Genomic DNA, 19,097 nt, shown 5'->3' on the forward strand with positions numbered 1-19,097 from the left:
CGCCGAGACCGTGGGGTTCACCCGCAGTCTCGGCGCGCCGTTGCAGTCTCGCGGGGAGAAGCCGGGGCGGGGGCGACGTAACACGGGGCGGCGGTCGGCCGGGGCGGGAGAGAATGGCACCCATGGACTGGCAGACCTCGGAGGACACCGTTCCCTCCGCTCCCGTCACCGAGGCGGACGCTCGGATGCTGCTGGGGCGGCCTCCCGCGACGGGGGCCTGGCGTGACGGTGATCCGGTCGGCGACCGGCACTTCGCGTCGTTCGGTCCGTTCCGCACCGAGGGCGGCGCGGAACTGCCGGGCTACCGCCTGGCGTACGAGACGTGGGGCGAGCTGTCACCGCAGCGCGACAACGCGGTCCTCATCCTGCACGCCCTCACCGGCGACAGCCACGTGCGCGGCGCCGCCGCCCCCGGCCACCCCACGTCGGGCTGGTGGGAGTCGATCGTCGGACCCGGCGCGCCCATCGACACCGACCGCTGGTTCGTCGTGGCCCCCAACATGCTGGGCGGATGCCAGGGCTCGACCGGCCCCTCGAGCATCGCGCCCGACGGCTACGAATGGGCGGGGCGATTCCCGTACCTGACGATCCGCGACCAGGTCGCCGCGCAGCTTCCGCTGACGGACGCGCTCGGCATCGACGCGTGGGCGGGCGTCATCGGCGGATCGATGGGCGGGATGCACGCTCTCGAGTGGGCGATCGGTCATCCGGAGCGCGTCGAGCGACTGGCCGTCCTGTCGGCGCCGCCCATCAACACCGCCGACCAGATCGCCCTCAACTCGGTGCAGCTCGAGGCGATCCGCATCGACCCGCGCTTCCAGAACGGCGAATACTACGACTCGGGCGACGGCGACGGGCCGCACCGCGGGCTCGCGCTCGCGCGGCGCATGGCACTGCTGAACTACCGCTCCCCCACCGAGCTCAATCAGCGCTTCCAGCGCTCGTGGCAGTCGGTCGTCAGTCCCCTCGGGCACGGGGGCCGGTTCGCCGTGGAGTCCTACCTCGACTTCCACGGCAACAAGTTCACGCGCCGCTTCGACGCCAACAGCTACCTGACGCTCGTCGAGGCGATGAACTCGCACGACATCGGACGCGACCGCGGCGGCGTCGAGGACGCCCTGGCACGTGTCACGGCGACCACGCTCGTGCTCGGCATCGACAGTGACCGCCTCTTCCCGATCGACGGTCAGCAGCGCATCGGGCGCGGCATCCGCACGCTCGTCGACGACGGCGTCGTGGTGCTGGCGAGCGACTTCGGCCACGACGGGTTCCTCATCGAGACCGCCGCCGTCGGCGCGCATCTGCGACGCCTGCTGGCCGCCTGATCAGTCGGTGCGGATGTAGGTCCACGGCAGCGCGCCGACTTCGAGGCGGTGCCGGGCCGTGCCCGCCCGCGGGGCGTCGGGATCGAACTCGGCGTCTTCGGGCCACAGCATGAACGGCCCGTTCGGCCCCGTACGCGCGACGGAGTCGAAGCGGCGCAGCCCACCGAGTCGTGCGGCGCCGAGCGCGCCCTCGGCCGAGACCTCGTGCTCGAAGCCGTGCAGGGTGACCCAGGTCGGCGGATACAGCGTCGCCTCGCCGCGCGCGTGTCGCTCCAGCAGCCTGCCGGGACGCACCCACTCCGCGGCGACGGCCTCGTGTTCGGAGAGCACGAGGTCGACACCGGATGCCGCCGCGACGAAGAACCACGTGCGGATGCGCAGCGGGATCCCGGGCGGGGGATCCCAGATCGACAGCGGCACGAGGGAGTCGGGGGCGAGCGTGAGCCCCGTCTCCTCCCACGTCTCGCGCACGGCGGCGCGACGCACGACGGCTTCTTCCGGTTCGTCGGCGCTCTCGCGGTCGGCATCGTCCAGCTTGCCCCCGGGAAAGACCCACGCCCCCGCGAACGAGCCCCGATCGGGACGCTGGATGACGAGCACTTCGGCGCCGTCCGTGCCGTCGCGCACGACCACGACCGTCGCAGCGACGGGGATGTCGGGGTCGTCGGCGTCGGCGGGGCGGCGCGGCCGCGCTCCGTCGACCGCGTCGGAGATCACGCGCGCGGCTTCGTCATGGCGGGTCACCCGCCCAGCCTATGCGGCAGTCGCGCCGCACCTCGCCCGGCCGCGACGCGGCGGCGCTCGAGCGACAGGCTCACGGCGGCGAGCAGGACACCGCCGACGGCGAGCAGGACTCCGGCCCACGCGGGGGCGGTGAAGCCCCATCCCGCCGCGATCACGGTGCCGCCGACGAAAGCCCCGATGCTGTTGCCGAGATTGAGCGACGAGTGGTTGACGGCGGCGGCGATCGACTGGTTGTCTTCGGCGACATCCATGAGCCGCGTCTGGATCGTGGGCACGAGCACCGACGAGACCAGTCCCGTCAAGAAGACGAAGAGCCCGAGCGTCCAGATCCACTGCGCCGTGAGCGCGACGAGGATCAGCACGACCGCGAGCGCGATGAGCCCGCCGAGCAGGGAGCGTTTGAGGTCGACGTCGGCGAGATGTCCGCCGATGATGTTGCCGATCATCATGCCCACGCCCATCAGCATGAGCACGATGGGCACGACCCACGCCGGCGACCCCGTGAGCTCGGTCACCATCGGCGCGACGTAGCTGTACACGGCGAAGAATCCGCCGAACCCGACCGACCCGATCGCGAGCGCGAACCACACCTGGCCGATCCGGAACACCTTGAGCTCCGCACGGAACGTGCGTCCGGGGTCTCCCGCGTGCCGCGGCACCGAGAAGGCGATGGCGATCGTGGCGACGGCGAAGATCGCCGCGACGACGAGGAAGGCCGCACGCCATCCCGCTTGCTGCCCCAGGAATGTGCCCAGCGGCACGCCCGCGACGTTCGCGACGGTCAGGCCCGTGAGCACGAACGCGACGCCCTTGGCGCGTTTGCCGGGACCGAGGACGTCGGCGGCGACGAGGGCGCCGATGCCGAAGTATGCGCCGTGCGGCAGGCCCGCGACGAAGCGCGACGCGGCGACGAGCTCGAACGTCGGCATGACGAGCGTCAGGGCGTTGCCCACCGTCAAGGCGAGAGCCAGCCCGATCATGACGCGGTGGCGCGGATGCCTGGCGACCAGGCCCGCGATCGTGGGGGCGCCGACGACGACGCCGAGCGCGTAGAGCGTGATGAGCCAGCCGGCCTGCGCGATCGCGTCGTCCTGGCTCGCCGACCACGTCGCCGGCAGCAGGTCCTGCGCGATGTCGGGCAGCAGGCCCATGACGACGAACTCGGTCATGCCGATGCCGAAGCTGCCGATGGCGAGGGAAAGGAGCGCCCACCTCGCCGCACCCCTCCTCGGCGGAGAGGAGATCACCGGGTCATGTTAGCCGCGTCGCGGCACCCGCGGCGAATCGATTCGACTCAGTCGGTCTCGTCGGCGTCGATCGCGGCTTCGAGGCGCTCCACCTTGGCGTCGAGCTCGCCCGTCCACCCCGGCCGGATGTCGGCTTTCAGCACGAGCGAGACGCGCGATCCGAACGGCATGACGGCCTCGGTCGCGCGGCGCACGACGTCGAACACGTCGTCCCACTCCCCCTCGATCTCGGTGAACATCGAGGTCGTGCGGTGCGGCAGGCCGCTCGCGCGCACGACGCGCACGGCGGCGGCGACGGCGTCGTGCACCGAGCCGTCGGTCGAGCCGGTGCCGCTGGGGGCGACCGAGAAGGCGATGATCATGGTGTTACCTCCGGTTTTCGTGGGGTCCCGACGAGAGCGGATGCCGCGCGGCGGCCCCGAACGAGACGGATCAGCCGCACGACGGTCCAGACGAAGAGCACGATCAGAAGCGCGTTGCGGACGGTCAGGATGCCGACCGCGACGGGGTCGGCCGAGAGCACTTCGCCGTACGTGAGCGGGTAGACCACCTGCGTCAGCGCCGCGAGCAGGAGCCCGAGCGCCGCGGGTCGGCGCCAGCGATCCCGCGCGATCACCAGGCCGACGACGAGCGGCGCGATGAGCCACGTGAGGTACTGCGGTGAGCCGACCTTGTTGAAGACGATGAAGGCGAGCACGAGGGCCAGCGCGAGCGGCGGGAAGAGCGCGACGAAAGGCGCCCCTCGCCGGGCGGCGATCGCCCCGAGCACCGCCACGGCGACGAGCACGGCGATCAGAAGCGGCGTCATGACGGCGATGACGGTGTCGACCTGCGGGCCGGTGACCTGGAAGGTGAGGATGACGGGGTCGTAATAGACGGATGCACCGGGCGCGCGCGCGGCCGCGAGCCACAGGTAGAGCATGCTGACGGGCGCTTCGACCTGCAGGCCCCGTCCCGTCTGCGCCGTCACGAAGCCGAGGGCGTGCGGGGCTCCGCCGAGCAGGGCGACCGTCACGAGCGCGAGGGCGCTCACGATGAGGGCCCCGCAGACGACCGCCACGCGGCGCCGCACCGCGAGGAAGGCCGCGGCGAGCAGCGCTGCGGGCCACACCTTGATCCAGGTCGCGACGGCGAGCAGCACCGAGGCGAGCCAGGGCCGGCCGACGAGCCACAGGCAGCCCGCCACGGCGAGCGGCACCGTGACGGCGTCGAGCCGGTACATCCCGACGGGACCGAGCAGCAGGGCGAACGCGAGCCAGAACCACGCGGCGTGCCGGCGTCCGCGCGATCGCGCATCCCCGACGAGCATCCTGAAGGCGAGCGCATCGCACGCCGTCACGAGTAGGGCCCACGCGATCTCGTATCCCGCGATCCACTCGAGGGCCTGCGCGGCCAGCAGCGGCAGGAGGGCGACCGGCGGATAGATCCAGTCCTCGGCGATTCCCGGGATGCCGCGCCCGTCGAGCGCTTGCAGCGCCCACGGTTCGTAGACGAGATAGACGTCGCCCATGGGCTGATGGGGCAGGGCGAAGCCGAGGCCGGCGACGACGATGTGCACGAGCGCGAACGCGACCCACAGCACTGCCCGCCTCGACACGCTCCCATCGTAGGGGGTGGCCGCCGAGGCGCTCAGGAGTGCGCGAGCACGCCGCCGATCGCGCGCGGAAGCGCCTCGGCGACATCCAGCGCCGTGAGCGGACCGCCGCGCGGACCGAGAGCGGATGCCGCGACCCGAGCGGCGCGAGCGTGCAGCCACGCGGCCGAGGCCGCGAGGTGCGGCAGCGGCGGAGCGGCATCCGGAACCGCGTGAGCAGCAGCGACGAGCGCGCCGAGGACGCCGCCGAGCACATCGCCCGTCCCGGCCGTCGCGAGCCACGGCACGTCGACGTCGACGTCGATGACCTCGGACCCGTCGGCGATGAGCGTCATCGCCCCCTTGAGCAGCACGACCCCGCCCAATTTGCGCGCCGTCTCGGCGACGTCGGTGCGTCGATCGCCCGTGCCGTCGCCGAGCCCGAGCGCCGCTCGCAGCACGGCGTGTTCCCGCGCGTGCGGTGTCACGATGAGCGGCGCGGATGCCCCGGGAGCGAGGTCGAGGGCACCGGCGTCGAGCACGACGGGCTCGTTCTGTGCCAGGATTCCGCGGATCGCCGCCGTCTCGTCGGCGTCGCGGGTCGCGGAATCCGTGCCCGAGCCGATGAGCCAGGCCTGCACCCGCCCCGGTGCCGTGACCGTCTCGGGGCGCCGTGCCAGCACGGGATCCGCGGCCGCGCCGAGGTAGCGCACCATGCCCAGACCCGTGCGCCACGCCGCCTCCACACCGAGCACGGCGGCGCCGGGATAGACGCGCGAGCCGGTGCGCACACCCAGCACGCCCCGGGAATACTTGTCATCGGAGTGCGTCGGCAGACGCACGACGCCGGCGACATCCCGCTCGGTCCACTCGCGAGTCATGCCGACACCCTACCCGCGGAGCTTTCCATGACCCTGTTGTTCTCTTCCCTCACGATCGGCCGGCACACGGCGCGAAACCGGCTGTGGGTCGCGCCGATGTGCCAGTACAGCGCCGTCGACGGTCTGCCGCAGGAGTGGCACCACGTGCACCTCGCGCAGTTCGCGTCGGGTGGCGCGGGCATCGTCATCGCCGAAGCCACGGCCGTGTCGCCCGAGGCACGCATCTCGCCCGACGACACGGGCCTGTGGAACGACGAGCAGAGGGATGCGTGGGCGCCGATCGCCGCCGCCATCCGCTCGCGCGGCGCTCTCGCGGGCATTCAGCTCGCGCACGCGGGGCGCAAAGCCTCGACGTGGTCTCCGCTCATCGCGGGCACGTACGGCAGCGTCGGCCTGCGCGACGGCGGATGGCGGACGGTCGCTCCGTCGGCGATCACGTTCGAGGGATACGCCGTGCCCGAGGCGCTCGATCTCGCGGGCATCGACACCGTCGTCGCCGATTTCGCCGCCGCGGCACGACGGGCCGCCGACGCGGGGTTCGAGGTGATCGAGATCCACGGCGGTCACGGCTACCTGCTGCACCAGTTCCTCTCGACGCTGGCCAACCGCCGCGACGACGACTACGGCGGACCCCTCGAGAACCGCGCTCGCCTGCTGTTGCGCGTCGTCGACGCCGTACGCGCCGAGACGCCCGAGGTCGCCCTGGTCGTGCGCATGTCCGCGACCGACTGGACGGCGGGCGGGTGGAGCGTGGAAGAGACCGCGACCGTCGCGCGCTGGTGCGCCGACCGTGGCGCCGACTTCTTCGACATCTCCAGCGGCGGCACCGTGCCCGGCGAGCGCATCCCCGTCAGCCGCGGCTACCAGGTGCCACTCGCGGCGCGCGTGCGGCGCGACGCCGACGTGCCCGTGAGCGCGGTCGGCCTGATCGCCGACGGCGCTCACGCCGAGGCGATCCTGCAGGCCGGCGACGCGGATGCCGTCATGGCCGCGCGCGAGTGGATGCGCGACCCGCACTTCGCGCTGCGCGCGTCGCTCGAGCTGGGCGTCGACCTGCGGTACTGGCCCGTGCAGTACGCGCGGGCCCGCCGCTCCCTCTGACGGGCGGCGGGCCGGCGGCATCCGCTGTCAGTAGCTGCGGCGACGCGTCGCGTCCTGCACTTCGCCGATGAGCTCCTCGATGATGTCCTCGAGGAACAGCACCGCCGTCGTCGTGCCCTCGGCGTCGCGCACGCGGGCGAGGTGGCGCCCGGCGCGCCGCATGACGGCGAGCGCGTCTTCGAGGTCGGTCGTCTCGAGCACGGGCACCATGTGATGGATGCGCTTGGCCGGAAGCGGCCGCGCGACCTCGGTTGCGGCATCCGGTCCTTCGGCGGCACGCAGGATGTCCTTGAGGTGCACGTAGCCGACCGGATCGCCGGAGTCATCGACGATGACGTAGCGCGAGAAGCCGTGCTTGGCGACGGCGCGCTCGATCTCGGCCGCCGTCGTGCGCTCGGGCAGCGTGACGAGCTTGTCGAGCGGCAGGGCGATGTCCTTGGCCTTCTTGTCGGTGAACTCCAGCGCCGCCGAGACGGCGCCCGACGTGTCGTCGAGCATGCCCTCGATGCGCGACTGGTTCACGATCGTCGCGACCTCGTCGAGCGTGAAGGTCGAGGCGGCCTCGTCCTTCGGCTCGACGCGGAACAGGCGCAGCACGTGGTTCGCGACCCAGTTGAGCGACACGATGATCGGATAGAAGAGCTTCGAGACCCAGACGAGCGGGGTCGCGAGCATGAGCACGGCGCGATCGGGCACCGAGAACGCGAGGTTCTTCGGCACCATCTCGCCGAACACGACGTGCAGGTACGACACGATGAGCAGCGCGATCACGAACGCGATGACGTCGACCGTTCCCTCCGCGAGTCCGGTGAGACCCAGCGGTCCTGCGAGCAGGTGGTGGATCGCCGGCTCGGAGACGTTCAGGATGAGCAGCGAGCAGATCGTGATGCCGAGCTGGCTCGTCGCGAGCATGAGGGTCGCATGCTCCATGGCGTACAGCGCGGTCTTGGCCGAGCGCGAGCCCTTCTCGGCGCGCGGCTCGATCTGCGAGCGCTTGGCGGAGATGACGGCGAATTCGGCGCCGACGAAGAAGGCGTTGGCGATGAGCAGCACCACCAGCCAGGCGATTCCGGCCCAGTCGTTCATCGACGATCACCCCCTTCCTCCGTGGCGTGGGCGTGCGGCATCGGCTCCGGCGTGAAGCGGATGCGGTCGACCCGGCGCCCGTCCATCCGCTGCACCTCGATCGTCCCATCGTCGATGCGCAGCGAGTCCCCCGCGGCGGGCACGCGCTCGAGCACGCTCATGACGTAGCCGCCCACGGTGTCGTACACGTCTCCTTCGGGAATGCGGATGCCGGTGCGATCGAGCAGTTCGTCGGGTCGCAGTTCGCCGGGGAAGATGATCGAGTCCTGCGAGCGGACGATGCCGGCCCGGCGACGGTCGTGTTCGTCGAGGACTTCACCGACGATCTCTTCGACGAGGTCTTCCAGCGTCACGACTCCGGCCGTGCCGCCGTACTCGTCGACGACGATCGCCATCTGGTAGCCGCGGGCACGCAGCTCGGACATGAGCACGTCGAGGTGCACGGCTTCGGGCACGCGCAGCGGCTCGGTCGCGAGCGCCGCGGCGGGCACGTCGTTGCGACGTTCGCGCGGCACGCCGACCGCGGCCTTGAGGTGCACGATGCCCGTGATGTCGTCCATTGACTCGTCGTAGACCGGAAAGCGGCTGTTGCCCGTGCGGCGTGCGAGCTGGATGACGTCCTCGGCCGAGTCGTCGGCGGCGAGCGCGTGCACGCTGGGGCGCGGGGTCATGACGTCCGAGGCCGACAGGCGCGCGAAGGTCAGCGTGCGATCGAGCAGCGACGCGGTGTCCTCCTCGAGCACGCCGGCGCTCGCCGAGCGGCGCACGAGGCTCGACAGCTCTTCGGCCGTGCGCGCGCCGGACAGCTCTTCCTTGGGCTCGATGCCCATGGACCGCAGCACGCCGTTGGCGCTGCCGTTGAGCACGACGATCGCGGGGCGGAAGACCGTCGTGAACGCCGTCTGGAACGGGATCACGAGCTTGGCGGTCTGCCGCGGCACGGCGAGGGCGAAGTTCTTCGGCACGAGTTCGCCGACGATCATCGACAGGATGGTCGCGAACGTCACCGCGATGACGACGGCGAAGGGGCTCGCGAACCCCTCGGGCCACCCCCATGCCGCGAAGACGGGACGCAGCAGGTTCGAGATCGCCGGCTCCATCGTGTAGCCGGTGAGCAGCGTCGTGAGCGTGATGCCCAACTGGGCACTGGACAGGTGCGTCGAGGTGATCTTGAGCGCGCTGATCGTCAGAGACAGACGCGTCTCACCCGCCGCGCGGCGCTTCTCGAGCTCGGCGCGATCGAGGTTCACGAGCGCGAACTCGCTCGCGACGAACAAGCCTGTTCCGATCGTGAGGAGGAGCCCCACGCCCAAGAGGACATAGTCCATCACGCGTCACCCCTCTGCGAGCGGTGTACGGGAGCGCGGGGCGTACATCTACTGGGGGGGTCGTCCATTGTGCGCGCAAGTCTACGGGACCGCGCGCGGTCGCTGCGCCGTCGCGCGCCGCGCTCACGCGCGCCCGCCGTCGCGCTTCCGGGTTCGAGCGTCCGGGTTCGAGCGTCCGGGTTCGAGCGTCCGGGGTCGGGCGTCCGGGGTCGGGCGTCCGGCGTCGTCGCGCGCCGCGCCGTCGCGCGTCCGGGTCCGGGTCTTCCGCCCGGCGCTACCGAAACCTGCCCACGCCACCGTATGTTCGGGCGCGCCTGCAGGTTTCGGTAGCGCGGCCCCTCAGCGCGAGCGGTTCCTCCCCCGGCCGCCCGGCGAGCGCTCTATCCCCGGGTGCGCGCAGAGTGCGCGCGGTACCGCTCGATGGCGGCGAGGGTGGGGTCGTGACCCTACAACCCACGATCCAGGTGCACCGCCGTCGCGACCAGCTCGACCGCGTCGATGACCGGCGCCTGCTCATCGCGACGACGTCAGGTCGATGGCACCGCGTCACGGCCGGTGCATACGTCTCCACGTCCGAGTGGCTCGCGCTCAAACCTCATCAGCAGCACCTGGTTCGCGTGCGCGAGGTTTCTCGACGGATGCGCAAACCCGCGGTCCTGTCCCACGCTGCGGCCGCGGCGATCCTGGGCATCGATCTGCTCGGGGACTGGCCCACCCTGGTCGACGTCCGCACGGACCGGACGAGCGGGGGCCGGACGCACGGCGCGATCCGTCGACACGGGCTCGGACTCGCGGACGTCGAGATCGAGCAGTGGGAGGGCGGACACTGGATCACGACGGCGACGCAGACGGCGCTCGATCTCGCGCGCTCGCTGACGTTCACGAAGGCCGTCGCCGCCGTCGACCAGGCTCTGTGGGCGCGCCGCGAAGGAGGGCCGCTGACCACGAAGGAGGAGTTGCTCGCGCAGTTCGAGAAGGCGACGCCGACGCGCGGAGACCACAAAGTGCGCCGCGTGCTCGAGGCCGCTACAGACCTCGCCGACAACGTGCGAGAGACCGAGAGCCGCGTGATCATCGCTCAGCTGGGCTTTCCCACCCCGCGCCTGCAGGAGCGACGAGAGCTCGCAAGCGGTCGGATCGTGTTCGGCGACTTCTACTTTCCCGAGCACGATCACTGGGGTGAGCTCGACGGGCGAGGCAAGTACATGAGCCCAGAATTCTCCGGCGACCGCGACGCATCGGAGATCGTGATCGACGAGAAGGATCGAGAGAACGAGATCCGCCGCGAAGTGCGCGGCTTCTCGCGCTGGCAACCATCCGATATCACTCCCCGGCGCCTCTACGACATCATCACCGGCGACGGGCTCCCCAGCCGCCTCCCGCGCCCCTGATCTGTGCCGCGGATCGGTGACCCTCCCGTCGCGCTACCGAAACCTGCACCCGCGGGTGAAGTTACGGGCGCGCGCGCAGGTTTCGGTAGCGCGACCCAGCGGACAACCGCGACCCAGCGGACGAGCGCGACCCAGCGGACGAGCGCGACCCAGCGGACGACCGCGAACCACCCGACGACCCCGAACCGCGAACCGCGTCACCAGCTGACGGGGAGCGCCTTGCCCTCGTCATAGCCGGCGGCAGACTGCAGGCCGACCCGGGCGCGGTCGTGGAACTCGGCGAGCGTCGTCGCGCCGGCGTACGTGAGCGAGGAGCGCACGCCCGACGTGATCATGTCGACGAGGTCCTCGATGCCGGGGCGAAGCGGGTCGAGGTAGATCTTCGACGACGAGATCCCCTCGGCGAACAGCTCCCTGCGCGCGAGGTCGTACGGGTCGAGCCGTGCGAACCGCGAGTGCACGGCTTTCGTCGAGGCCATCCCCCACGATTCCTTGTAGGTGCGCCCCGCCGCATCGACCAGCAGCTCGCCGGGAGCCTCGATCGTTCCGGCGAACCACGACCCGATCATGACGGATGCCGCTCCCGCGGCCAGCGCGAGCGCGACATCGCGCGGATACCGCACGCCGCCGTCGGCCCACACGTGCGCCCCCATGACGCGGGCCGCCTCCGCCGTTTCGAGCACGGCCGAGAACTGCGGCCGCCCGACGGCGGTCATCATCCGCGTCGTGCACATCGCACCGGGACCGACGCCGACCTTGAGGATGTCGGCGCCGGCGGCGACGAGGTCGTACACGCCCTCGGGGGTCACGACGTTGCCCGCCACGAGCGGGATGCCCAGGTCGAGCTGAGCGACGGTGTGCAGGGCGCGCAGCATGGCGTCCTGGTGTCCGTGGGCGGTGTCGACGACGAGCACGTCGACGCCGGCCGCGGCGAGCGCCTTCGCCTTGGCGGCGACGTCGCCGTTGATGCCGACGGCCGCGGCGACGATGAGCCGGCCGTCGCGGTCGACCGCGGGCCGGTAGATCGTGGAGCGCAGCGCGCTGCGGCGCGAGAGCGTCCCCACGAGGTGCCCGTGGTCGAGGACGCACACCGTCTCGGCCCCGGCGGCGACGATGAGGTCGAAGGCATGGCGGGCGTCCTGCACCGACTCCGCGTCGATGGATGCCGCGCGGTCGCGGGCGAGATCGCCCAGGCGCGCGTCGGCGAGAGCCGTGGCCAGTCGTGTCGCGGGAACGACGCCGACGATGTCGTCGTCGTCGACCGCGGTCGACGTTCGGGCGACGACGATGCCGTGGCCCTCGGTCGCCGGCAGCAGGCGCGACGCGTCGGCGACCGTCGCCTCGGGGGGCAGGACGAGGGGCGTGTCCCAGATGACCGGCTGCGCCTTGACCCATCGGATGGCGGCGTCGAGCTCCTGCAGCGGCATGTCCTGCGGCAGCACGCCGAGGCCGCCGCGCCGGGCGAGGGTGGCCGCGAGTCTGGCGCCCGTGACCGAGTTCATGTTCGCCGACACGAGCGGGATGGTCGCGCTCGTGCCGTCGCCGGGCGAGAGATCGACGTCGAGTCTGCTCGTGACGGCCGACCGGCGCGGCACGAGGAAGACGTCCGAGTACGTCAGGTCGACCGCCGGCTGCTCACCGTAGAACTCCATGTCCACCGAGGGTAGTCAGTCTTCCTGAGCGGAAAAGAGGCGAGTTCTTACTCCGAGGTCGCGCCAGGACACCGAGTCCGACCGCCCAGACTGGGTTAGGCTTGACTGTCGTGCGCGCGGGTGGATTTCGGCGCCGCCTCACGACCACTTCACCACCACTTCACCGACGAAAGCAGGCGATCGAGAGTGTCGACTCAGGCGACAGGCCCCGGGGTTTCGAACGAAGGAGAGTTCGGAGCGAACGAGTGGCTCGTCGAGGAGCTGTACGAGCAGTTCACCATCGATCCCAACTCCGTCGACAAGGCGTGGTGGCCCATTCTCCAGGACTACCGACCCGCCGGTCAGGACGCCTCCGCGGCGGCATCGGCGCCGGCGGCATCCCGTCCCGCCGGGGCGGAACCTGCCCCGGTGACGGCACCCCTTCCCGTCATCGGAACGCAGCCGGTGGCCAAGACCACGGCGCGGCCGGCAGCGGCTCAGCCGATCCCCGCGCAGGCTCCCAAGGTCGTGCCGTCGACGGCAGAGGCGCCCGAAGACGACTCGGACGACCAGGACAAGGTGACGCCGCTGCGCGGCCTGCCCAAGACCCTCGCGGCCAACATGGACGAGTCACTCACGGTCCCGACCGCGACGAGCGTGCGCACCGTGCCGGCCAAGCTCATGATCGACAACCGCATCGTGATCAACAACCACATGTCGCGCACCCGCGGCGGCAAGGTGAGCTTCACGCACCTGATCGGGTGGGCGATGATCCGGGCTCTGAAGCAGTTCCCGAGCCAGAACGTGTTCTACGCCGAAGTCGACGGCAAGCCCTCCGTCGTCGCGCCGACCCACATCAACCTGGGCATCGCGATCGACCTGCCCAAGCCCGACGGCTCGCGAGCTCTGCTCGTTCCGAGCATCAAGCGTGCCGAGTCGCTGACGTTCAACGAGTTCCTCGCCTCGTACGAAGACCTCGTCAAGCGCGCTCGCGCCAACAAGCTGACGGCATCCGATTTCCAGGGCACGACGATCTCGCTCACGAACCCGGGTGGCATCGGCACGGTCCACTCCGTCCCCCGTCTGATGAAGGGGCAGGGATGCATCGTGGGCGCCGGCGCCCTGGAGTACCCCGCCGAGTTCCAGGGGTCGAGCGAGAAGACGCTCGTGAACCTCGGCATCGGCAAGACGATCACGCTGACGAGCACGTACGACCACCGCGTCATCCAGGGTGCCGGTTCGGGCGAGTTCCTCAAGATCGTCCATGAGCTGCTCACGGGCCAGCGCGACTTCTACCAGGAGATCTTCGCGGCCCTGCGCATCCCGTACGACCCGATCCACTGGGCCAGCGACATCAACGTCGACCTCGCCGAGCGCGTTGACAAGACGGCGCGCGTGCAGGAGCTCATCAACTCCTTCCGCGTGCGCGGTCACCTCATGGCCGACACCGATCCGCTCGAGTACGTGCAGCGCACGCACCCCGACCTCGAGATCGAGAGCCACGGCCTGACGTTCTGGGACCTCGACCGCGAGTTCGTCACGAACGGCTTCGGCGGCAAGCGCCAGATGAAGCTGCGCGACGTGCTGGGCGTGCTGCGCGACTCGTACTGCCGCACGATCGGCATCGAGTACATGCACATCCAGGATCCGACGCAGCGCGCGTGGTTCCAGGAGAACCTCGAGGTCAAATACCAGAAGCCCGGCCACGACGAGCAGATGCGGATCCTCGACAAGCTCAACCAGGCCGAGGCGTTCGAGACGTTCCTGCAGACGAAATACGTCGGCCAGAAGCGCTTCAGTCTCGAAGGCGGCGAATCGCTCATCCCGCTCCTCGACGAGATCCTGCAGGGCGCCGCCGCGGCGGGCCTCGACGGTGCCGCGATCGGCATGGCTCACCGCGGTCGTCTCAACGTGCTGACGAACATCGCCGGAAAGACCTACGGCCAGGTGTTCCGTGAGTTCGAGGGCTCGGTCGCGATCGGGTCGAAGAGCGGCTCGGGCGATGTCAAGTACCACCTCGGCACCGAGGGCACCTTCGTCGCCGACGGCAAGCAGGAGCTGCCGGTCTACCTCGCCGCCAACCCGTCGCACCTCGAGACCGTCGACGGCGTGCTCGAGGGCATCGTCCGCGCGAAGCAGGATCGCAAGCCCATCGGCACGTTCGCCTGGCTGCCGATCCTCGTGCACGGCGACGCGGCCTTCGCCGGCCAGGGCGTCGTCGTCGAGACGCTGCAGATGTCGCAGCTGCGCGGCTACCGCACGGGCGGCACGGTCCACGTCGTGGTGAACAACCAGGTGGGCTTCACGACGACGCCGCAGGATGCCCGCACCTCGGTCTACGCGACGGATGTCGCCAAGACCATCCAGGCCCCCGTCTTCCACGTGAACGGCGACGACCCCGAAGCGGTGACGCGCGTCGCACAGCTCGCCTTCGCCTACCGCGAGCGGTTCCACCGCGACGTCGTCGTCGACCTCGTCTGCTACCGCCGCCGCGGTCACAACGAGGGCGACGACCCGTCGATGACGCAGCCCCTCATGACGAACCTCATCGAGGCGAAGCGCTCCGTGCGACGCCTCTATACCGAGGCCCTCGTCGGTCGCGGCGACATCACCGAAGAGGAGTACGAGAAGTCGAAGAAGGACTTCCAGCACCGCCTCGAGATCGCCTTCACCGAGACGCACGAGGCCGAGACGGGTTCGAACACGATCGTGTTGGATGCCGAGGCTCCGGTCCCCGTCGGCGAGCCCGAGACGACCGCGGTCTCGCGGGATGTGGTCAGCCTCATCGGTGACACCTTCGTCAACAAGCCCGAGGGCTTCACGGTGCACACCAAGCTGCAGCAGCTTCTCGACAAGCGCCTCGACATGAGCCGGAACGGCTCGATCGACTGGGGTTTCGGCGAGCTGCTGGCGTTCGGTTCGCTGCTGCTCGAGAAGACCAACGTCCGTCTCGTCGGTCAGGACGCGCGCCGCGGCACCTTCGTGCAGCGCCACGCCGTGCTGCACGACCGCGCCAACGGCCAGGAATGGATCCCGCTGTCGAACCTGAGCGAGGATCAGGGCCGCTTCTGGGTGTACGACTCGCTGCTCAGCGAGTACGCCGCGATGGCGTTCGAGTACGGCTACTCGGTCGAGTGCGCTGACGCGCTCGTGCTGTGGGAGGCGCAGTTCGGCGACTTCGCGAACGGCGCCCAGTCGGTCATCGACGAGTACCTCTCGTCGGCCGACCAGAAGTGGGGCCAGCAGTCGAGCGTCGTGCTGCTGCTCCCCCACGGCTACGAGGGCCAGGGCCCGGACCACTCTTCGGCGCGCATCGAGCGCTACCTGCAGATGTGCGCGCAGGAGAACATGACGGTGGCTCGTCCCTCGACGCCCGCGTCGTACTTCCACCTCCTGCGTCGTCAGGCCTACGCACGCCCGCGTCGCCCGCTCGTCGTCTTCACGCCGAAGGCGATGCTGCGTCTGCGCGGTGCGACGAGCCCCGTCGAGGACTTCCTGACGGGCCGCTTCGAGCCGGTCCTGGACGATGAGCGCGGCATCGACAAGAGCGGTGTGACGCGCGTTCTGCTGCACTCGGGAAAGATCCACTGGGATCTGAAGGCCGAGCTCGACAAGAACCCGAACCCCGCGATCGCCCTCGTGCGCCTCGAGCAGTTCTACCCGGCGCCGATCGACGACCTCAGGGCCGTCATCGCCGCCTATCCCGACGCCGAGCTCGTGTGGGTGCAGGACGAGCCCGAGAACCAGGGCGCGTGGCCGTTCATCGCACTCGATGTCGTGCCGCAGCTGAACGGGCGCACGATCCGTCTCGTGTCGCGTCCCGCTGCCGCCTCGACGGCGACCGGGTCGCCCAAGGTGCACGCGACCGAGCAGGCCGCGCTCATCCAGGAAGCACTCTCGAAGGACTGATCCGCAGAGATCGGGAAGGGCCGCCCTCCGGGGCGGCCCTTCGTCGTGCGGTAGCCGTCAGTCCAAGCGGACCACGCCGGCGCGCACGGCGCGGATGAGGACTTGCACGCGGTCGCGCGCGTTCCACTTGGCCATGACGTTGCTGAGGTGGGACTTCACCGTCGCTTCGGACACACTCTCGCGCCGGGCGATCTCGCCGTTGGACAAGCCCTGTGCGAGCAGTTCGACCATCTGAGACTCGCGAGGAGTGAGACGCTCCTCCGGGGTGAGGGCGTCGGCGGGGGCAGAGGTGGAGGCCTCGACGATCGTCGACACAAGGAGCGAGCTCACCGCCGGCGACAGCACGCGCAGCCCTCGGTGAACCTCGCGCACCGCCGCGACGATGTCCTGCGGGTCCGAGTCCTTGAGGAGGTAGCCCGTCGCGCCGGCGACGAGCATCGGCAGCACGGTCTGCATCGTGCCGAAGGTCGTGACGGCGAGCACCTTGGTCTCGGGCATTTCGCGGGTCAGCTGCGTCGTCGCCGCGACACCGTCGAGGTTCGGCATGTGGATGTCCATGAGCACGACATCGGGCTTCAGCATCCGGGTCTGCTCGATCGCATCGGCGCCGTCGACGGCTGTTCCGACCACCTCGATGTCCTCGGCTTCTTCGAGGAACATCGTCAGCGCGCGGCGGAGAAGGAACTCATCATCGGCGACGAGGACGCTGATCGAGGCCACCCGTCCATCCTAGAGGCGGGCGAAACGCCGCCCCCGGACCCCCTACGAAAGTCGTAGACGCCCTCGGCGTGCGACGGATGCGCCGCATCGGTCGGCCCGACAGAATCACCATAAGCCTCGAGCACACCCGAGCCGAGAGGAGGAGACCCATGTTCACGACATCCATCTGGAGCGCGATCTGCCGTCTCATCGGCGCTTGCAGCTGACGGCTGCACCGCGACGGGGCGCGGTCACTTTCAGGATAATGAAGCGGTGACCCGCCCCCAGATATCGCGTGCGCGCCGGCTGTTCCGCACGGCGGGGTCGCAGCGCCCCACGCGCGTCGAGCGCGTGGCGATCATCGGCGTCGTGACGGCGGCCGCCCTCGCCTCCGTGCTGCTGTGGGCGTTCGACGGGTTCGTCGATCCCGCGTCGTTCTTCTTCGACGTTCTTCTCACGCTCGCCTTCCTTCCCCTGCTGTGGAACCCGACGCTGACCGCGCTCGCCCTGTTCGCACTGATGGCGGTCTCGCCGTTCGCCGACGAGCAGCAGGTTGCGCTCTTGGGGCTCGCCATCGGCTGCCTCGTGGTCGTGCGGTACTGCCCCGCGCGCATACAGGCGGTCTACCTCGTGCTCTTCCTCGCGGCAGCCGGCGGCGTGCACCGCTTCGACCAGCGCCCGGACTCCGTGGCGATGTTCAGCGCCGTGCTCATCGTCGCCGCCGGGGCGAGCGCCGTCGGAGTCGTGCTGCGCGCCCTCGTGGCGCGCGCGGGCAGCATCGGCGAGGAGCTCGTCGATGCTCGGCGGATGAACGTCGAGCTCGTCCGCGAGGAGCGGCAGCGCATCGCCGATGACCTGCACGACGTCGTCGCGCACGACCTCACGGTGATCGCGATGCACGCACGGCTGCTGGATCGCACCGATGACCCCGACGAGCGATCGCAGTCGCAAGAGGCGATCCTCGCCTCGGCAAAGCAAGCGCTGGTCGACCTGCGACGCGTCGTCGATATCGCAGCGGACAACCGCGAAGATGCGGCGCGCTCGACGGACCACAGTCTCGCGGCCGCGGTCGAGAGCTTCCGCACCGCGCTCGAACACGCGGGCTACGACGTCGCGGTCCGCGTGAACGCGGCCGCCGACGAACTGGACCTCTTGACGGTGAGCACCCTCGAGCGCATCATCCGCGAAGCCGCGACCAACATCATGAAGCACGCGCCGGCCCCGCAGCACGTGGAGCTGAGCGTCGCCCGCGGCGGGGAGGGCGTCGTGCTGCGCATCAGGAACACTCTCGCGGCGACCGTCGGCGCCCCGAAGCTGCCCGGCAGCGGATATGGCACTGCACGCATGCGTGAGCGAACGGCACTGCGCGGGGGCACGTTCTCCTCGGGCGCGCACGAGGGCGACTGGCTGCTCGAGGCCCGGTTCCCCGCGCACTGACCCCCTACTTTCGTCGCATTGTCCGCACGATGACGGCTTCGTACGCTCGAAGGCATGGACCGTACGATCACGGAGCAGATCCTCCTGCTCACGGCCGACCGACGCGGATGGCTCCACCGCAGCGACGCCACCGAGGCCCTCGTGGGCGGCGCGGTCCTCGTAGATCTCGTGCTCGACAGCGTCATCGACCTCGCCGCGACCGACGCGGACCGCACCGACGTGCGCATCGTACGCATCGCGGATGCCGCTGCCCTCGGCGCCGCCGCGGAGTGTCTGCCGCGGGACGCGCCCCTCACGCCCGGCCTCGTCTCGCGGGTGGGAAGTCGCTCGTACGACGACGCGGTCACCCGTCTTGTCCGACGAGGCCTGGTCGTGCGCGAGGAGGGCCGCGTGCTCGGACTCGTGCCCCGCACACGGGTGCGCCTGGCCGATGACCGCGTCGCCGAAGATGCCCGCGACGAACTGCGCCACGCGGCATCCGGACGCATCGAGATGGACCAGCGCGTCGCGACCGTCGTCACGCTGCTCGACGGCGCGGGAGTGCTCGATCGCATCGTGGGCGGATATGAAGCCCACGCTGCCCGCGACCGGATCGAGCAGGACACGACCGCCGCTGAGCAGGTCGCTCAGGTGCTCCACGGCATCTCGATCGTCGCGGGAGCCGCGAGCGCTGCCGCGACGGCGGCGGCGGCAGCCACCACGGCACCCGCTATCGCGGGGTGGCGCATCTAGGCGGAGCAGACCG

At 70.4% G+C, this 19,097-nt stretch carries 15 protein-coding genes; 6 read left to right on the forward strand and 9 right to left on the reverse strand.

Translation table 11 applies throughout. The annotated features are described in order from the left end of the window. Positions 1–122 precede the first annotated feature (122 nt). The gene (locus tag ACFC3F_RS11950; RefSeq protein WP_376129785.1) at positions 123–1,325 is read left to right on the forward strand and encodes a homoserine O-acetyltransferase; all 1,203 of its coding nucleotides are present in this window, start codon (positions 123–125) and stop codon (positions 1,323–1,325) included. On the opposite strand, the gene ACFC3F_RS11955 is transcribed toward ACFC3F_RS11950, so the two are convergent. Genes ACFC3F_RS11955 through ACFC3F_RS11975 form a run of 5 tightly spaced genes read right to left on the reverse strand, consistent with a single transcriptional unit; the run spans position 1,326 to position 5,770 of the window. Then, the gene (locus ACFC3F_RS11955) at positions 1,326–2,069 is read right to left on the reverse strand and encodes an NUDIX domain-containing protein (protein WP_376129788.1); all 744 of its coding nucleotides are present in this window, start codon (positions 2,067–2,069) and stop codon (positions 1,326–1,328) included. Further along, a complete protein-coding gene (locus tag ACFC3F_RS11960; protein WP_376129875.1) occupies positions 2,066–3,313 on the reverse strand; it encodes an MFS transporter in 1,248 nt (415 codons plus the stop codon). The genes ACFC3F_RS11955 and ACFC3F_RS11960 overlap by 4 nt, the downstream gene beginning before the upstream one ends. A 50-nt stretch (positions 3,314–3,363) precedes the next feature. Further along, positions 3,364–3,678: an MTH1187 family thiamine-binding protein gene (locus ACFC3F_RS11965; protein ID WP_376129791.1), complete on the reverse strand. Its 315-nt coding sequence runs from the start codon at positions 3,676–3,678 to the stop codon at positions 3,364–3,366. Next, complete coding sequence (locus tag ACFC3F_RS11970; protein WP_376129794.1) at positions 3,675–4,913, reverse strand: glycosyltransferase 87 family protein; 1,239 nt, start codon at positions 4,911–4,913, stop codon at positions 3,675–3,677. Before ACFC3F_RS11970 ends, ACFC3F_RS11965 begins: the two co-directional genes overlap by 4 nt. 32 nt (positions 4,914–4,945) lie before the next feature. Further along, a complete protein-coding gene (locus ACFC3F_RS11975) occupies positions 4,946–5,770 on the reverse strand; it encodes an NAD(P)H-hydrate dehydratase (RefSeq protein WP_376129797.1) in 825 nt (274 codons plus the stop codon). 27 nt (positions 5,771–5,797) lie between these two features. Between ACFC3F_RS11975 and ACFC3F_RS11980 the strand changes: the two genes are divergently transcribed. Next, entirely contained in the window at positions 5,798–6,871 is a 1,074-nt protein-coding gene (locus tag ACFC3F_RS11980) for an NADH:flavin oxidoreductase/NADH oxidase (protein ID WP_376129800.1), read from the forward strand. A gap of 27 nt (positions 6,872–6,898) precedes the next feature. On the opposite strand, the gene ACFC3F_RS11985 is transcribed toward ACFC3F_RS11980, so the two are convergent. Further along, positions 6,899–7,957, reverse strand: coding sequence for a hemolysin family protein (locus ACFC3F_RS11985; RefSeq protein ID WP_376129802.1), 1,059 nt, complete (start codon positions 7,955–7,957; stop codon positions 6,899–6,901). Continuing rightward, on the reverse strand, positions 7,954–9,285 hold the full coding sequence (locus ACFC3F_RS11990) for a hemolysin family protein (protein WP_376129878.1): 1,332 nt from the start codon (positions 9,283–9,285) through the stop codon (positions 7,954–7,956). The genes ACFC3F_RS11985 and ACFC3F_RS11990 overlap by 4 nt, the downstream gene beginning before the upstream one ends. A 440-nt stretch (positions 9,286–9,725) precedes the next feature. On the opposite strand from ACFC3F_RS11990, the gene ACFC3F_RS11995 reads away from it, so the two are divergent. Further along, on the forward strand, positions 9,726–10,676 hold the full coding sequence (locus ACFC3F_RS11995; protein WP_376129805.1) for a hypothetical protein: 951 nt from the start codon (positions 9,726–9,728) through the stop codon (positions 10,674–10,676). A gap of 197 nt (positions 10,677–10,873) precedes the next feature. Here the strand turns inward: ACFC3F_RS11995 and ACFC3F_RS12000 are convergent, their stop codons facing one another. Then, positions 10,874–12,328, reverse strand: a complete 1,455-nt coding sequence (locus ACFC3F_RS12000) for a GuaB1 family IMP dehydrogenase-related protein (RefSeq protein WP_376129808.1) — start codon at positions 12,326–12,328, stop codon at positions 10,874–10,876. A gap of 186 nt (positions 12,329–12,514) precedes the next feature. Here ACFC3F_RS12000 and ACFC3F_RS12005 point away from each other — a divergent pair, with 186 nt between their 5' ends. Further along, positions 12,515–16,216, forward strand: coding sequence for a multifunctional oxoglutarate decarboxylase/oxoglutarate dehydrogenase thiamine pyrophosphate-binding subunit/dihydrolipoyllysine-residue succinyltransferase subunit (locus ACFC3F_RS12005; RefSeq protein ID WP_376129811.1), 3,702 nt, complete (start codon positions 12,515–12,517; stop codon positions 16,214–16,216). A 57-nt stretch (positions 16,217–16,273) separates the two neighbouring features. Here the strand turns inward: ACFC3F_RS12005 and ACFC3F_RS12010 are convergent, their stop codons facing one another. Further along, on the reverse strand, positions 16,274–16,936 hold the full coding sequence (locus ACFC3F_RS12010; protein WP_376129814.1) for a response regulator: 663 nt from the start codon (positions 16,934–16,936) through the stop codon (positions 16,274–16,276). 252 nt (positions 16,937–17,188) lie between these two features. Between ACFC3F_RS12010 and ACFC3F_RS12015 the strand changes: the two genes are divergently transcribed. Further along, the gene (locus tag ACFC3F_RS12015; protein WP_376129817.1) at positions 17,189–18,352 is read left to right on the forward strand and encodes a sensor histidine kinase; all 1,164 of its coding nucleotides are present in this window, start codon (positions 17,189–17,191) and stop codon (positions 18,350–18,352) included. Positions 18,353–18,406: 54 nt separating this feature from the next. Continuing rightward, positions 18,407–19,084, forward strand: coding sequence for a GPP34 family phosphoprotein (locus tag ACFC3F_RS12020; protein ID WP_376129819.1), 678 nt, complete (start codon positions 18,407–18,409; stop codon positions 19,082–19,084). The last annotated feature ends 13 nt before the right edge of the window (positions 19,085–19,097 follow it).

The organism is Microbacterium sp. NPDC055910 (assembly GCF_042271185.1).
Classification (GTDB): domain Bacteria; phylum Actinomycetota; class Actinomycetes; order Actinomycetales; family Microbacteriaceae; genus Microbacterium.

Bases quoted from the DNA above. Each gene is read 5' to 3' on its own strand.
- ACFC3F_RS11980 (WP_376129800.1), top strand. From the start codon at position 5,798: ATGACCCTGTTGTTCTCTTCCCTCACGATCGGCCGGCACACGGCGCGA.
- ACFC3F_RS11985 (WP_376129802.1), bottom strand. From the start codon at position 7,957: ATGAACGACTGGGCCGGAATCGCCTGGCTGGTGGTGCTGCTCATCGCC.
- ACFC3F_RS11950 (WP_376129785.1), top strand. From the start codon at position 123: ATGGACTGGCAGACCTCGGAGGACACCGTTCCCTCCGCTCCCGTCACC.
- ACFC3F_RS12000 (WP_376129808.1), bottom strand. From the start codon at position 12,328: ATGGAGTTCTACGGTGAGCAGCCGGCGGTCGACCTGACGTACTCGGAC.
- ACFC3F_RS11975 (WP_376129797.1), bottom strand. From the start codon at position 5,770: ATGACTCGCGAGTGGACCGAGCGGGATGTCGCCGGCGTCGTGCGTCTG.
- ACFC3F_RS11965 (WP_376129791.1), bottom strand. From the start codon at position 3,678: ATGATCATCGCCTTCTCGGTCGCCCCCAGCGGCACCGGCTCGACCGAC.
- ACFC3F_RS11990 (WP_376129878.1), bottom strand. From the start codon at position 9,285: ATGGACTATGTCCTCTTGGGCGTGGGGCTCCTCCTCACGATCGGAACA.
- ACFC3F_RS12020 (WP_376129819.1), top strand. From the start codon at position 18,407: ATGGACCGTACGATCACGGAGCAGATCCTCCTGCTCACGGCCGACCGA.